The sequence below is a fragment of the Citrobacter sp. FDAARGOS_156 genome, assembly GCF_001559235.2.
GTDB classification, from domain to species: Bacteria; Pseudomonadota; Gammaproteobacteria; order Enterobacterales; family Enterobacteriaceae; genus Citrobacter; species Citrobacter youngae.
Map to the genome: position 1 here is coordinate 563,023 of NZ_CP014030.2, position 13,975 is coordinate 576,997.

Below are 13,975 nucleotides of genomic sequence, written 5' to 3' on the forward strand. Positions count from 1 at the left end.
TGTCAGACGACGGATGAAGCAAGAGAGAGACGATCGCCCAAAGACGAACGGTTGTAGATTGACTCTTGTTCCCTTCGCAGGTCTTAACCTGATCAGGTTCCGCGGATCCCGAATTAACGGTCTCAGCCTTTTCCACTCATACTGTTGTGGAAAATAAGCACTCCGACAAGAAGTAACCTCTATCTTAGAGGTAATGAATGTAAACTACGCGTTAATGCGACAAATCTCAAGCAGGACGTTTGAGAGTGCCACTCTCGTGCATCGCATCAAATACCAGCATGATCAGCTTATCTTCGAGCACGAACCGGGCTTCCAGCGCCTCGCCGATATCTGATAAAGCCTGTTGAAATTCAAGGAAGTTATCATGATCAATGGCGGTCTCCAGACTGGTGTCATAGTAGTCCATGATCAGTTGTGTGTTGGCTTCCAGCAGTGGCCAAATTTTTGTGGCTTTTAAAAGCTGCCCGTTCCCTTCCAATTTATGGAGAATACGTTCATAAATACTGAAGTGTCCGGTGGAGAGGTAATCGACCAGGCTCTGACAAAAATCATCCAGCGCTTTTTCATTGAGCCGCATGTACGATTCTTTGCCAGGCTTAATGCCAACCAGATTGTAGTAAGCCACGAGCAGGTGCTTACGTACATGTAGCCAGCGATCAACCAGTTTATTACTTCCTCCGACGTGCTCCGTCAGGCTTTCCAGCTGGTTTAGCATGATTGACTCCGCAAGATGGTGTTTAGGAACTGCTCACCCGTAAATGTAAAAATAATGTAAACAACATGCCTGTGAAGCAAAGGTTGCGCAAGAGATATGGATCGTATAATTGAAAAATTAGATAGCGGCTGGTGGATTGTCAGTCATGAGCAAAAGTTATGGTTGCCTCATGGCGAACTGCCTCACGGCGACGCGGCACGTTTTGATTTGATCGGGCAGCGCGCACTTTCTATCGGCGAATGGGAAGGGGAGACGGTCTGGCTGGTGCAGCAGCAACGTCGCCACGATATGGGGTCGGTACGCCAGGTCATTGACCAGGATGTTGGCCTGTTTCAACTGGCCGGACGCGGCGTACAGCTGGCCGAGTTTTACCGCTCGCATAAATTCTGCGGCTACTGTGGGCACACGATGTACCCGAGTAAAACGGAATGGGCGATGCTGTGCAGCCACTGCCGGGAACGCTACTACCCGCAAATTGCCCCCTGCATTATCGTCGCCATTCGCCGAGATGATTCCATCCTGCTTGCCCAACATGTTCGCCATCGTAACGGCGTACATACCGTGCTGGCGGGTTTTGTCGAAGTGGGCGAAACCCTCGAGCAGGCGGTGGCGCGTGAAGTCATGGAAGAGAGTGGCATCAAGGTGAAAAACCTGCGCTATGTCACTTCTCAGCCGTGGCCGTTCCCGCAGTCTTTGATGACCGCATTTATGGCAGAGTATGATAGCGGCGAGATTGTTATCGACCCGAAAGAACTGCTGGAAGCGAACTGGTATCGCTACGATGATTTACCGCTGCTTCCCCCGCCAGGCACCGTCGCGCGGCGATTGATTGAAGACACTGTGGCGATGTGTCGGGCTGAGTACGAGTAAAGAACGAGTGATGATACACTGATGGACTGACGCAATAAGGAACTGCAAAAATGACCGAACTGAAGAACGATCGTTATCTGCGTGCGCTGCTGCGCCAGCCCGTTGATGTCACTCCGGTATGGATGATGCGCCAGGCGGGCCGCTATCTACCGGAATATAAAGCCACGCGCGCCGAGGCGGGCGATTTTATGGCGCTGTGCAAAAATGCCGAGCTGGCCTGCGAAGTTACGCTGCAGCCGCTGCGTCGTTATAAGCTTGATGCCGCGATCCTCTTCTCGGATATCCTGACGATTCCCGATGCGATGGGGCTTGGGCTCTATTTTGAAGCAGGAGAAGGTCCACGCTTCACCTCCCCGATTACCAGCAAGGCTGACGTCGACAAACTGCCGATCCCGGACCCGGAAGATGGGCTGGGTTACGTGATGAATGCGGTGCGCACAATTCGCCGTGAACTGAAAGGCGAAGTGCCGCTGATCGGCTTCTCCGGTAGCCCGTGGACGCTGGCAACCTACATGGTTGAAGGCGGCAGCAGCAAAGCCTTCACCGTGATTAAAAAGATGATGTATGCCGACCCTAAAGCGCTGCATCTGCTGCTTGATAAGCTGGCGAAGAGCGTCACGCTGTACCTGAACGCGCAGATCAAAGCGGGCGCGCAGTCGGTGATGATTTTCGATACCTGGGGCGGTGTGCTGACCGGTCGCGACTATCAGCAGTTCTCCCTGTACTACATGCACAAAATCGTTGATGGCCTGCTGCGCGAGAACGACGGTCGTCGTGTACCGGTGACCCTGTTTACCAAAGGCGGCGGTCAGTGGCTGGAAGCGATGGCGGAAACCGGCTGTGATGCGTTAGGTCTCGACTGGACCACTGACATTGCCGATGCGCGTCGTCGTGTAGGTCATAAAGTGGCGCTACAGGGCAATATGGATCCGTCCATGCTGTATGCACCGCCAGCCCGCATCGAAGAAGAGGTGGCGACAATTCTGGCCGGATTCGGTCAGGGCGAAGGGCATGTCTTTAACCTGGGCCACGGCATTCATCAGGACGTCCCGCCAGAACATGCGGGTGTCTTTGTGGAGGCGGTACATCGGTTGTCCGAACAGTACCACCGCTAAGGAGTCATTATGGATCTCGCGTCATTACGCGCGCAGCAGCTTGAACTGGCCTCTTCAGTGATCCGCGAGGATCGTCTGAAGAACGATCCGCCTGATCTGATCGGCGGGGCGGACGTTGGGTTTGAGCAGGGTGGCGAAGTGACGCGAGCCGCGATGGTCTTACTGAAGTATCCCACGCTTGAACTGGTTGAATACAAGGTGGCGCGTATCGCCACCACCATGCCCTACATTCCCGGTTTTCTCTCCTTTCGTGAAACCCCCGCGCTGATGGCCGCCTGGCAATTGCTCTCGCACAAGCCAGATCTGCTGTTCGTTGACGGGCACGGCATTTCGCACCCGCGTCGCCTGGGCGTAGCCAGTCATTTTGGTCTGCTGGTGGATGTCCCGACGATTGGCGTGGCGAAAAAACGGTTGTGCGGCAAGTTTGAGCCGCTCGCTGCCGAATCCGGCGCGTTAGCACCATTGCTGGATAAAGGCGAACAGCTGGCGTGGGTCTGGCGCAGCAAAGCGCGCTGTAACCCGTTGTTTATCTCTACGGGTCACCGCGTGAGTATGGACAGCGCACTGGCGTGGGTACAACGCTGTATGAACGGCTATCGTCTGCCGGAACCAACGCGCTGGGCAGATGCGGTGGCATCCGAACGCCCGGCTTTTACGCGGCTTGCAGCAAAAGCGCCCCATATCGGGTAAACTGCGGCTAATTTCCGTATTTGAGAACTCATCATGTTACAAAATCCGATTCACCTGCGTCTGGAGAAGCTGGAAAGCTGGCAGCACGTCACGTTTATGGCCTGTCTGTGCGAACGCATGTACCCGAATTACGCCATGTTCTGCAAGCAAACTGAATTTGGCGATGGGCAGATTTACCGCCGAATTCTGGATTTGATTTGGGAAGCGCTGACGGTTAAAGACGCGAAAATCAATTTCGACAGCCAGCTGGAAAAGTTTGAAGAGGCCATTCCTTCTGCAGACGATTACGATCTGTACGGCGTTTACCCGGCGATTGATGCCTGCGTGGCATTAAGCGAACTGATGCATTCACGTCTTAGCGGTGAAACGCTGGAGCATGCAATCGAAGTTAGTAAGGCTTCGATTACGACGGTTGCGATGCTGGAAATGACCCAGGCTGGTCGCGAAATGACCGATGAAGAGCTCAAAGAGAACCCTGCCGTTGAGCAAGAATGGGATATTCAGTGGGAAATTTTCCGACTTTTAGCCGACTGTGAAGAACGCGATATTGAGCTGATAAAAGGGCTGCGTGCAGACCTGCGCGAGGCTGGCGAGAGCAATATTGGTATAAATTTTCAGCAATGACACCACAAAACGTGATTTAACGCCTGATTTGTCGTGCCTGAAGGCTTCCCATCCGCCCCCGGTCTGGTCTACATTTGGGGGGCGAAAAAAAGTGGCTATCGGTGCGTGTATGCAGGAGAGTGCTTTTCTGGCATTTCCGTCGCACTCGATGCTTAGCAAGCGATAAACACATTGTAAGGATAACTTATGAACAAGACTCAACTGATTGATGTAATTGCAGACAAAGCAGAACTGTCTAAAACACAGGCTAAAGCTGCTCTGGAATCCACTCTGGCTGCTATTACTGAGTCTCTGAAAGAAGGCGATGCTGTACAACTGGTTGGTTTCGGTACCTTCAAAGTGAACCACCGTGCTGAGCGCACTGGCCGCAACCCGCAGACCGGTAAAGAAATCAAAATCGCCGCAGCTAACGTACCGGCATTTGTTTCTGGTAAAGCACTGAAAGACGCGGTTAAGTAATTCGCGTGGCAGTGAACAGTTTTAACGAAGGGGCGGTTTCGCCCCTTTTGTCCATCTGGCGTCATACGCTCTGGCTTTCAGGTGTGCTGTTGCTGTCGGCCTGTAGTCGTCATTCCGAGCTTCCTCCGTTCACGGCCAGCGGTTATGTTGGCGAGCAGGGGGCAGTACGCGTCTGGCGTAAAGATTCCAGTGACGATGTTCACTTGCTCTCGGTATTGAGTCCGTGGCGTAACGGCGATACCACCACCAGTGAATACCGCTGGCAGGGAGATACGCTCTCTCTGATAGAACTCAATGTTTACAGTAAACCGCCGGAACATATTCGTATCCGCTTCGATGACCGCGGCGAACTGAGTTTCATGCAACGTGAAGTCGCCGGGCAAAAGCAGCAGCTTTCCAGCGATCAAATTGCGTTGTACCGCTATCGTGCCGATCAAATCCGCAAGACCAGCGATGCGCTGCGTCAGGGACGGGTGATATTGCGTCAGGGACGTTGGCATGCGGATAACACGGTCACAACCTGTGAAGGTGAAACGCTGAAGCCAGACCTGGAGTCGTGGGCGATAAACCATATCGAGCGCCGCCAGAAACATTCATCCGTAGAGGTGAGTGTGGCATGGCTGGAAGCGCCCGAAGGGTCGCAGCTACTGCTAGTCGCCAATGAAGATTTTTGTCACTGGCAGCCTACAGCCAAAACTTTCTGAAAACCTGAAGACAGGTAGTCAGCAGACCTGATCCGTATGGCGTCATCAGGCATCACGTCTTTTACCAGTGACCCATTCCCATATGGCCGCCGCCGCGATGGTTACCGCCACCGCCGCATCCGCCGTAGCCCATTCCCGCGCCACGTGGCACGCCAGCCTGCGCCATTGCGACATCGCGTTTAACGCGCTGCTCGTCCAGAGACTGATTCAACGCCTCCATCTCTTTTGCAACGGCATTAATTTTTGCCGTGTCCGGCGAGCTGGCCGTTAATAGTGCATTGTACTCATAACGTTTGGATGTCAGCTGTTGGCGCAACGCGCTGGTCTGGGAGTAGTAATCATCATAGATTTTCTGCGCGGCAGCCTGCTGCTCAGCGGTCATTGGGGTACCGACCCGTTGCTGCATTCCATCACCGTATCCCCAGTGATTCTGCGCCAGTACCGGGGTGGAGCCCAGTGCGATAAGAGAAAGTGCAATCAGTGCCAGTTTGTTGTTCCGTTTCATCGTTCGTTCTCCTGTTGGTTAGCTTACATTCCCTTTTGCATCTTCCGTGCCAAAGCGGCAATCCCAGCCCTGCGGGCGTTGTACCCACCGTCTTTGCAGGGAAACGAGTAAAAATGACTCGCCAGAACGCGCCAGCGAGTCATTTTTACCCGGTACTTTCAGCTGTTTGTGTCTGAGGGCAGGGTTATCAGGGGGAAAAAATGGCATGATTTCTGCTGTATACCTGCAACGATGAAAGGAACAAGCGGGGTGAAGGGAGAGCGTATGCGTCTTTATAAGGATACGGTGGCAAAGTGGTTGAGCCGACTCTTGCTGGCGGCAATCCTGATTTTGGTTGGCTGGTTTTCGGTTATGACCATTCGGGACTATGGGCGGGAAAGCGGTGCTGCACGGCAAACGCTACTGGAAAAAGGCAGTGTGCTCATTCGCGCTCTGGAATCTGGTACGCGTGTAGGCATGGGGATGCGCATGCATCATGCCCAGCAGCAGACGCTGCTGGAACAAATGGCCGTACAGCCGGGCGTATTATGGTTTGCCGTTGTGGATGAGCATGGCGTCATTATGACTCACAGCAATTCGGCGATGGTCGGGAAAACGCTCTATTCTCCGGATGTCCTGCGGCAGCTTAATCCCGGAGAACAAGAAAGCTGGCGAAATATTGACATTCAAGTGAGGGACGGTGAAAACACGCCGGCTCTGGAAATTTATCGCCAGTTTCAGCCGACGTATGGTCCAGGACGTCATGGCATGGCGAGTTGCGCCAGTAATGACGGGCGGCTTAACATCCCTGCACAAACCATTTTTATCGCCTTTGATGCCAGCGATCTGGCGGCGACTCAGGCAAGAGAGTGGCGTAACACACTGATAGTCCTCTGTGCGCTGGCGGCTGTGTTGCTGGCCACCGTACTGACGTTCTTCTGGTATCAGCGCTATCAGCGTTCGTACAAAGAACTTCAGGATGCGATGAAGCGTAAAGAAAAACTGTTAGCGCTCGGGCATCTTGCGGCTGGAGTGGCGCATGAAATTCGTAACCCGCTTTCATCGATCAAAGGTCTGGCGAAGTATTTTGCCGAGCGAACCCCGGCAGGAGGCGAGTCGCATGAGCTGGCACAGGTGATGGCAAAAGAGGCGGATCGTTTAAATCGGGTGGTGAGCGAGTTGCTGGAGCTGGTGAAGCCAGCGCATCTGACGCTGCAACAGGTGGATCTCAACGAGGTCATCACCCACTCATTGCATCTGGTGAGTCAGGATGCTCAAAGTCGGGAGATTCAATTACGGTTTACGATAAATCCTGCACTACCAACCATTCAGGCCGATCCTGACCGGCTAACGCAGGTCCTGCTGAATCTGTATCTGAACGCCATTCATGCGATTGGCCACCAGGGCACGATCACGGTTGAAGCGAATGAAAGCAGCGCTGAGCGCGTTAAAATTGTGGTAGCTGATAGCGGAAAGGGAATTGCAGCGGAACAGCTGGAGGCCATTTTTACGCCTTACTTCACGACTAAAGCTGACGGAACCGGCCTCGGGCTGGCGGTTGTGCAGAACATAGTCGAACAGCACGGTGGTACCATTCAGGTGGCAAGCGTTGAGGGTAAAGGTGCGACCTTTACTCTTTGGCTGCCGACCAAAGCGAAACAACAGGATTAACAAGGATGACGCGCGGAAAAATCAATATTCTGGTAGTAGATGACGATATCAGCCACTGCACTATTTTACAGGCGCTGCTGCGCGGCTGGGGTTATGAGGTCGCGCTGGCCTATAGCGGGCGAGCGGCGCTGGAACAGGTGCGCGAACGCGTATTTGATTTAGTGCTGTGTGATGTACGCATGGCGGAGATGGACGGCATCGCAACGCTCAAAGAGATCAAGGCGCTGAATCCGGCGATTCCGGTCTTGATCATGACGGCGTTCTCCAGCGTAGAGACCGCCGTTGAGGCGCTTAAAACCGGGGCGCTGGACTATTTAATCAAGCCGCTGGATTTTGACCGTCTGCAGGAGACGCTGGAAAAGGCGCTGGCGCATACGCGGGAAATGGGCGCTGAACTGCCATCGGCGTCGGCGGTACAGTTTGGCATGATTGGCAGCAGTCCGGTGATGCAGAAGTTGCTCAATGAAATCGCGATGGTTGCGCCCTCAGATGCGACAGTGCTCATTCACGGAGACTCCGGCACGGGGAAAGAGTTGGTGGCCCGGGCGCTGCATGCCAGCAGCGCCCGTCGCGATAAACCGCTGGTGACGCTCAACTGCGCGGCGCTTAATGAATCGCTGCTGGAGTCCGAACTTTTTGGTCACGAGAAAGGGGCGTTTACCGGGGCGGATAAACGCCGGGAAGGGCGCTTTGTGGAGGCCGATGGCGGCACGTTATTTCTTGATGAAATTGGCGATATCTCACCGCTGATGCAGGTGCGTTTGCTGCGGGCGATCCAGGAGCGAGAAGTACAGCGGGTTGGCAGCAACCAGACTATTGCGGTTGATGTCCGGCTGATCGCCGCCACGCATCGAGATCTGGCGGAGGAAGTCAGTGCCGGGCGCTTTCGCCAGGATCTCTATTATCGTCTGAACGTCGTCACCATTGAAATGCCAGCATTGCGCCAGCGCCGGGAAGATATTCCGCTGTTAGCCGAACATTTTCTCCAGCGTTTTGCCGCGCGTAACCGTAAAGCGGTGAAAGGTTTTACTCCGCAGGCGATGGATCTGCTGATCCACTACGACTGGCCGGGCAATATTCGTGAGCTGGAAAATGCGATTGAGCGCTCGGTGGTGCTGCTGACGGGGGAATATATTTCCGAACGTGAACTGCCGATGGCGATTGCCGCGACGCCGATAAAAACGGAATTCAGTGGCGAGATCCAACCGCTGGTGGATGTCGAAAAGGAGGTGATTCTGGCGGCGCTTGAAAAAACGGGCGGCAATAAAACGGAAGCCGCCCGTCAGTTAGGCATTACGCGTAAAACGCTGTTGGCGAAAATTTCGCGTTAGCGTTGCTCGCGTTCAATGGCGCGCCAGCCGATGTCGTTACGGCTGAAGCTGCCATCCCAGCGGATGTCGGTCATCAGGGCGTAAGCGCGTTTCTGCGCGTCTGCCACGGTATTGCCCAGCGCGGTGGCGCACAGCACGCGACCGCCGTTGGTCAGCACGCGATCGTCAGCAGACAGTTTGGTGCCCGCGTGGAACACTTTACCGTCAGAGACGTCTTCCAGCGGCAGACCGTGGATCTCATCGCCGGTATTGTAATTGCCCGGATAACCTCCGGCGGCAATGACCACACCCAGCGAAGCGCGCTCGTCCCACTCGGAGGTTTTCTCATCCAGCTTGCCGTCACAGGCGGCGAGGCAAAGATCCACCAGATCCGATTTCATGCGCAGCATGATCGGCTGGGTTTCCGGATCGCCGAAGCGGCAGTTAAACTCGATAACCTTCGGATTGCCCTGCTTATCGATCATCAGACCCGCATACAGGAAACCGGTGTAGGTGTTACCTTCCGCCGCCATGCCTTTCACGGTTGGCCAGATGATGCGTTCCATGGTGCGCTGGTGCACTTCATCGGTCACTACCGGAGCAGGGGAGTAGGCACCCATCCCGCCGGTGTTCGGGCCGGTATCGCCGTTACCCACGCGTTTGTGGTCCTGGCTGGTGGCCATCGGCAGCACGTGCTCGCCGTCGACCATCACGATAAAGCTCGCTTCTTCGCCGTCGAGGAACTCTTCGATAACGATGCGGTGGCCCGCGTCGCCAAACGCGTTACCGGCCAGCATGTCATGCACGGCGGCTTCCGCTTCCTCCAGCGTCATCGCCACGATAACGCCTTTCCCGGCAGCCAGGCCATCGGCTTTGATAACGATCGGCGCGCCTTTCTCGCGCAGGTAAGCCAGCGCAGGTTCGATTTCGGTGAAGTTCTGGTACTCCGCCGTTGGGATGTTATGACGGGCGAGGAAATCTTTGGTGAACGCTTTGGAGCCTTCCAGCTGCGCGGCACCTTCCGTTGGGCCGAAGATTTTCAGACCGGCGGCGCGGAATGCATCAACCACGCCAATCACCAGCGGCGCTTCCGGGCCAACAATGGTCAGATCGATCTTCTCGTTCTGGGCAAAGTCCAGCAGAGCCGGGATATCGGTTACGCCGATGGCCACGTTTTGCAACGCGGGCTCCAGTGCGGTACCGGCGTTACCCGGTGCGACAAAAACGGTATCAACCAGCGGGGACTGCGCGGCTTTCCAGGCCAGCGCGTGTTCGCGCCCGCCGTTGCCAATCACTAATACTTTCATCGTCTGCTCCGTGGATTAATGGCGGAAGTGGCGCATGTCGGTAAATACCATCGCAATGCCGTGTTCATTGGCGGCGGCAATCACTTCGTCATCGCGGATAGAACCGCCCGGCTGGATCACGCAGGTCACGCCCGCGGCAGCAGCGGCATCAATCCCGTCGCGGAACGGGAAGAACGCGTCGGAAGCCATAGAGGAACCTTTCACTTCCAGGCCTTCGTCGGCGGCTTTAATCCCGGCGATTTTGGCGGAGTAAACGCGGCTCATCTGGCCTGCGCCAATACCGATGGTCATATTGCCTTTGGCATAAACGATGGCGTTGGATTTAACGAACTTCGCCACTTTCCAGCAGAACAGCGCATCACGCAGCTCTTGCTCGGTCGGCTGGCGCTTGGTTACCACGCGCAGTTCAGCTTCGCTCACCATACCGAGGTCGCGGTCCTGAACCAGCAGGCCGCCGTTCACGCGTTTGAAGTCAAGGCCCGGAACGCGCTGCGCCCATTGGCCGCAGACCAGCACCCGAACGTTCTGCTTGGCTGCGGTAATTTTCAGAGCTTCTTCGGTGGCGGATGGCGCGATGATCACTTCCACGAACTGGCGGGAGATGATCGCCTGCGCGGTTTCAGCATCCAGCTCGCGGTTAAAGGCGATGATGCCGCCGAATGCTGAGGTCGGGTCGGTTTTGTAAGCACGATCGTAAGCGTCAAGAATAGAGGTGCTTACCGCTACACCGCACGGGTTGGCGTGCTTAACGATCACACAGGCCGGTTCGCTGAACTCTTTCACGCACTCCAGTGCCGCATCGGTATCAGCGATGTTGTTGTAGGAAAGCGCTTTACCCTGAACCTGCTGCGCGGTGGCAACGGACGCTTCTTTAACATTCTCTTCTATATAGAAGGCAGCCTGCTGGTGGCTGTTCTCGCCGTAGCGCATATCCTGCTTCTTAATGAAGTTCAGGTTCAGCGTACGCGGGAAGCGACCGGCGGCTTCTTTGCTTTCGCCGTGGTAAGCCGGAACCATGCTGCCGAAGTAGTTGGCGATCATGCTGTCGTAAGCGGCAGTGTGTTCGAAGGCTTTAATCGCGAGATCGAAACGGGTGTCGAGGGTCAGAGAACCGTCGTTGGCATCCATCTCTTTAATAATGGCGTCGTAGTCGCTGCTCTTCACAACGATAGCTACATCTTTATGGTTCTTGGCAGCGGAGCGCACCATGGTCGGGCCGCCGATATCAATGTTCTCTACGGCATCTTCCAGAGAACAGCCTTCGCGGGCGACGGTCTCGGCGAATGGATACAGGTTAACAACCACCATATCGATAGGCGCGATACCATGTTGTTCCATTATTCCGTCATCATGACCGCGACGACCAAGAATGCCACCGTGGACTTTCGGATGCAGGGTCTTCACGCGTCCATCCATCATTTCCGGGAAGCCGGTGTAATCGGAAACTTCGGTCACTGGCAGACCTTTCTCCGCTAAAAGGCGCGCAGTGCCACCTGTAGACAGCAACTCCACACCACGTGCGGAAAGTGCCTGAGCGAATTCGATGATACCGGCCTTGTCAGAAACACTGAGCAGAGCGCGGCGGACTGGACGACGTTGTTGCATGGTAAATCCCCTGGATTTGACTATTACAGAGAGCGTTAGGTGAATTCTTGGCTAAAAACTCAGCTAACGCCCCTTACGGGGCATCCTTGTTGTGCGGGGGCATTGTAACGAAAACGTTTGCGCAACGCTCGCGAATTTTTCTCTTTACCTCAATTCCATTATTTCATCTCTATAGATGAGGGATAAAACCAGGTGACTCTCGAAAGAGAACCTTATTTTTGTGGATAACTCTGTGTGTAAATGGGTATAAGACGGGGGTCTGCTGGGGATTGCAGCAGTCAGTCATTTTTCTGTCATTTAAGGGTTGCGGGCTGAGGGAAACTCCCTATAATGCGCCTCCATCGACACGGCGGATGTGAATCACTTCACACTAACTAGCCGGGTTGATTGAAGGGAAAAACCTGAAAATGAGGGTTGACTCTGAAAGAGGAAAGCGTAATATACGCCACCTCGCGACAGAGCGCTAAAGCGCGTCGCAACTGCTCTTTAACAATTTATCAGACAATCTGTGTGGGCACTCGAAGATACGGATTCTTAACGTCGCAAGACGAAAAATGAATACCAAGTCTCTGAGTGAACATACGTAATTCATTACGAAGTTTAATTCACGAGCATCAAACTTAAATTGAAGAGTTTGATCATGGCTCAGATTGAACGCTGGCGGCAGGCCTAACACATGCAAGTCGAACGGTAGCACAGAGGAGCTTGCTCCTTGGGTGACGAGTGGCGGACGGGTGAGTAATGTCTGGGAAACTGCCCGATGGAGGGGGATAACTACTGGAAACGGTAGCTAATACCGCATAATGTCGCAAGACCAAAGAGGGGGACCTTCGGGCCTCTTGCCATCGGATGTGCCCAGATGGGATTAGCTAGTAGGTGGGGTAACGGCTCACCTAGGCGACGATCCCTAGCTGGTCTGAGAGGATGACCAGCCACACTGGAACTGAGACACGGTCCAGACTCCTACGGGAGGCAGCAGTGGGGAATATTGCACAATGGGCGCAAGCCTGATGCAGCCATGCCGCGTGTATGAAGAAGGCCTTCGGGTTGTAAAGTACTTTCAGCGAGGAGGAAGGCGTTGTGGTTAATAACCGCAGCGATTGACGTTACTCGCAGAAGAAGCACCGGCTAACTCCGTGCCAGCAGCCGCGGTAATACGGAGGGTGCAAGCGTTAATCGGAATTACTGGGCGTAAAGCGCACGCAGGCGGTCTGTCAAGTCGGATGTGAAATCCCCGGGCTCAACCTGGGAACTGCATCCGAAACTGGCAGGCTAGAGTCTTGTAGAGGGGGGTAGAATTCCAGGTGTAGCGGTGAAATGCGTAGAGATCTGGAGGAATACCGGTGGCGAAGGCGGCCCCCTGGACAAAGACTGACGCTCAGGTGCGAAAGCGTGGGGAGCAAACAGGATTAGATACCCTGGTAGTCCACGCCGTAAACGATGTCGACTTGGAGGTTGTGCCCTTGAGGCGTGGCTTCCGGAGCTAACGCGTTAAGTCGACCGCCTGGGGAGTACGGCCGCAAGGTTAAAACTCAAATGAATTGACGGGGGCCCGCACAAGCGGTGGAGCATGTGGTTTAATTCGATGCAACGCGAAGAACCTTACCTACTCTTGACATCCACGGAACTTGCCAGAGATGGCTTGGTGCCTTCGGGAACCGTGAGACAGGTGCTGCATGGCTGTCGTCAGCTCGTGTTGTGAAATGTTGGGTTAAGTCCCGCAACGAGCGCAACCCTTATCCTTTGTTGCCAGCGGTCCGGCCGGGAACTCAAAGGAGACTGCCAGTGATAAACTGGAGGAAGGTGGGGATGACGTCAAGTCATCATGGCCCTTACGAGTAGGGCTACACACGTGCTACAATGGCGCATACAAAGAGAAGCGACCTCGCGAGAGCAAGCGGACCTCATAAAGTGCGTCGTAGTCCGGATTGGAGTCTGCAACTCGACTCCATGAAGTCGGAATCGCTAGTAATCGTGGATCAGAATGCCACGGTGAATACGTTCCCGGGCCTTGTACACACCGCCCGTCACACCATGGGAGTGGGTTGCAAAAGAAGTAGGTAGCTTAACCTTCGGGAGGGCGCTTACCACTTTGTGATTCATGACTGGGGTGAAGTCGTAACAAGGTAACCGTAGGGGAACCTGCGGTTGGATCACCTCCTTACCTTAAAGAAACGTTCTTTGTAGTGCTCACACAGATTGTCTGATGAAAAGTAAATAGCAAGGCGTCTTGCGATTGAGACTGACACGTCCCCTTCGTCTAGAGGCCCAGGACACCGCCCTTTCACGGCGGTAACAGGGGTTCGAATCCCCTAGGGGACGCCACTTGCTGGTTTGTGTGAGTGAAAGTCGCCGGCCTTAATATCTCAAAACTTACCTTCGGGTGACGTTTGAGATATTTGCTCTTTAAAAATCTGGATC

Annotated in this window: 13 protein-coding genes, 1 tRNA gene, 1 rRNA gene and 1 riboswitch; of the genes, 10 read left to right on the forward strand and 5 right to left on the reverse strand. The window is 54.5% G+C overall.

The features are described 5' to 3' along the window. Positions 1 to 52 precede the first annotated feature (52 nt). Positions 53 to 175: riboswitch (TPP riboswitch) on the reverse strand. Between the two features lie 51 nt (positions 176 to 226). Next, a complete protein-coding gene (locus AL515_RS02735; protein ID WP_005132871.1) occupies positions 227 to 715 on the reverse strand; it encodes an Rsd/AlgQ family anti-sigma factor in 489 nt (162 codons plus the stop codon). A gap of 96 nt (positions 716 to 811) precedes the next feature. Between AL515_RS02735 and nudC the strand changes: the two genes are divergently transcribed. The 6 genes from nudC to AL515_RS02765 all read left to right on the forward strand — a co-directional run bounded on the left by nudC (position 812) and on the right by AL515_RS02765 (position 5,177). Continuing rightward, complete coding sequence (nudC, locus tag AL515_RS02740; protein ID WP_061066994.1) at positions 812 to 1,585, forward strand: NAD(+) diphosphatase; 774 nt, start codon at positions 812 to 814, stop codon at positions 1,583 to 1,585. 50 nt (positions 1,586 to 1,635) lie between these two features. After that, positions 1,636 to 2,700: a uroporphyrinogen decarboxylase gene (gene hemE / locus AL515_RS02745; RefSeq protein WP_057064651.1), complete on the forward strand. Its 1,065-nt coding sequence runs from the start codon at positions 1,636 to 1,638 to the stop codon at positions 2,698 to 2,700. Positions 2,701 to 2,709: 9 nt separating this feature from the next. Next, a complete protein-coding gene (gene nfi, locus AL515_RS02750) occupies positions 2,710 to 3,390 on the forward strand; it encodes a deoxyribonuclease V (RefSeq protein WP_061066995.1) in 681 nt (226 codons plus the stop codon). A 33-nt stretch (positions 3,391 to 3,423) separates the two neighbouring features. Beyond that, positions 3,424 to 4,014, forward strand: coding sequence for a YjaG family protein (locus AL515_RS02755; RefSeq protein ID WP_003842015.1), 591 nt, complete (start codon positions 3,424 to 3,426; stop codon positions 4,012 to 4,014). Between the two features lie 186 nt (positions 4,015 to 4,200). Further along, positions 4,201 to 4,473 carry a nucleoid-associated protein HU-alpha gene (gene hupA, locus AL515_RS02760; RefSeq protein WP_001044509.1) on the forward strand — a complete coding sequence of 91 codons (273 nt, stop codon included), beginning with the start codon at positions 4,201 to 4,203 and terminating at the stop codon, positions 4,471 to 4,473. A gap of 11 nt (positions 4,474 to 4,484) precedes the next feature. Beyond that, positions 4,485 to 5,177, forward strand: coding sequence for a DUF1481 domain-containing protein (locus AL515_RS02765; protein ID WP_061068788.1), 693 nt, complete (start codon positions 4,485 to 4,487; stop codon positions 5,175 to 5,177). 61 nt (positions 5,178 to 5,238) lie between these two features. Here the strand turns inward: AL515_RS02765 and zraP are convergent, their stop codons facing one another. Beyond that, entirely contained in the window at positions 5,239 to 5,682 is a 444-nt protein-coding gene (zraP, locus tag AL515_RS02770) for a zinc resistance sensor/chaperone ZraP (RefSeq protein WP_061066996.1), read from the reverse strand. An 18-nt stretch (positions 5,683 to 5,700) separates the two neighbouring features. Then, complete coding sequence (locus AL515_RS02775) at positions 5,701 to 5,889, reverse strand: hypothetical protein (RefSeq protein WP_061066997.1); 189 nt, start codon at positions 5,887 to 5,889, stop codon at positions 5,701 to 5,703. A 57-nt stretch (positions 5,890 to 5,946) separates the two neighbouring features. Between AL515_RS02775 and zraS the strand changes: the two genes are divergently transcribed. Beyond that, positions 5,947 to 7,332 carry a two-component system sensor histidine kinase ZraS gene (gene zraS, locus AL515_RS02780; protein ID WP_061066998.1) on the forward strand — a complete coding sequence of 462 codons (1,386 nt, stop codon included), beginning with the start codon at positions 5,947 to 5,949 and terminating at the stop codon, positions 7,330 to 7,332. A 5-nt stretch (positions 7,333 to 7,337) separates the two neighbouring features. After that, the gene (gene zraR, locus AL515_RS02785; protein ID WP_061066999.1) at positions 7,338 to 8,663 is read left to right on the forward strand and encodes a sigma-54-dependent response regulator transcription factor ZraR; all 1,326 of its coding nucleotides are present in this window, start codon (positions 7,338 to 7,340) and stop codon (positions 8,661 to 8,663) included. Here zraR and purD read toward each other — a convergent pair. After that, entirely contained in the window at positions 8,660 to 9,949 is a 1,290-nt protein-coding gene (gene purD, locus AL515_RS02790) for a phosphoribosylamine--glycine ligase (RefSeq protein WP_061067000.1), read from the reverse strand. The genes zraR and purD overlap by 4 nt on opposite strands. Before the next feature lie 15 nt (positions 9,950 to 9,964). Next, on the reverse strand, positions 9,965 to 11,554 hold the full coding sequence (gene purH / locus AL515_RS02795; protein ID WP_061067001.1) for a bifunctional phosphoribosylaminoimidazolecarboxamide formyltransferase/IMP cyclohydrolase: 1,590 nt from the start codon (positions 11,552 to 11,554) through the stop codon (positions 9,965 to 9,967). Positions 11,555 to 12,176: 622 nt separating this feature from the next. Here purH and AL515_RS02805 point away from each other — a divergent pair. After that, positions 12,177 to 13,718, forward strand: a 16S ribosomal RNA gene (locus tag AL515_RS02805). Positions 13,719 to 13,803: 85 nt separating this feature from the next. Further along, positions 13,804 to 13,879: transfer RNA gene (locus AL515_RS02810), tRNA-Glu, on the forward strand. The last annotated feature ends 96 nt before the right edge of the window (positions 13,880 to 13,975 follow it).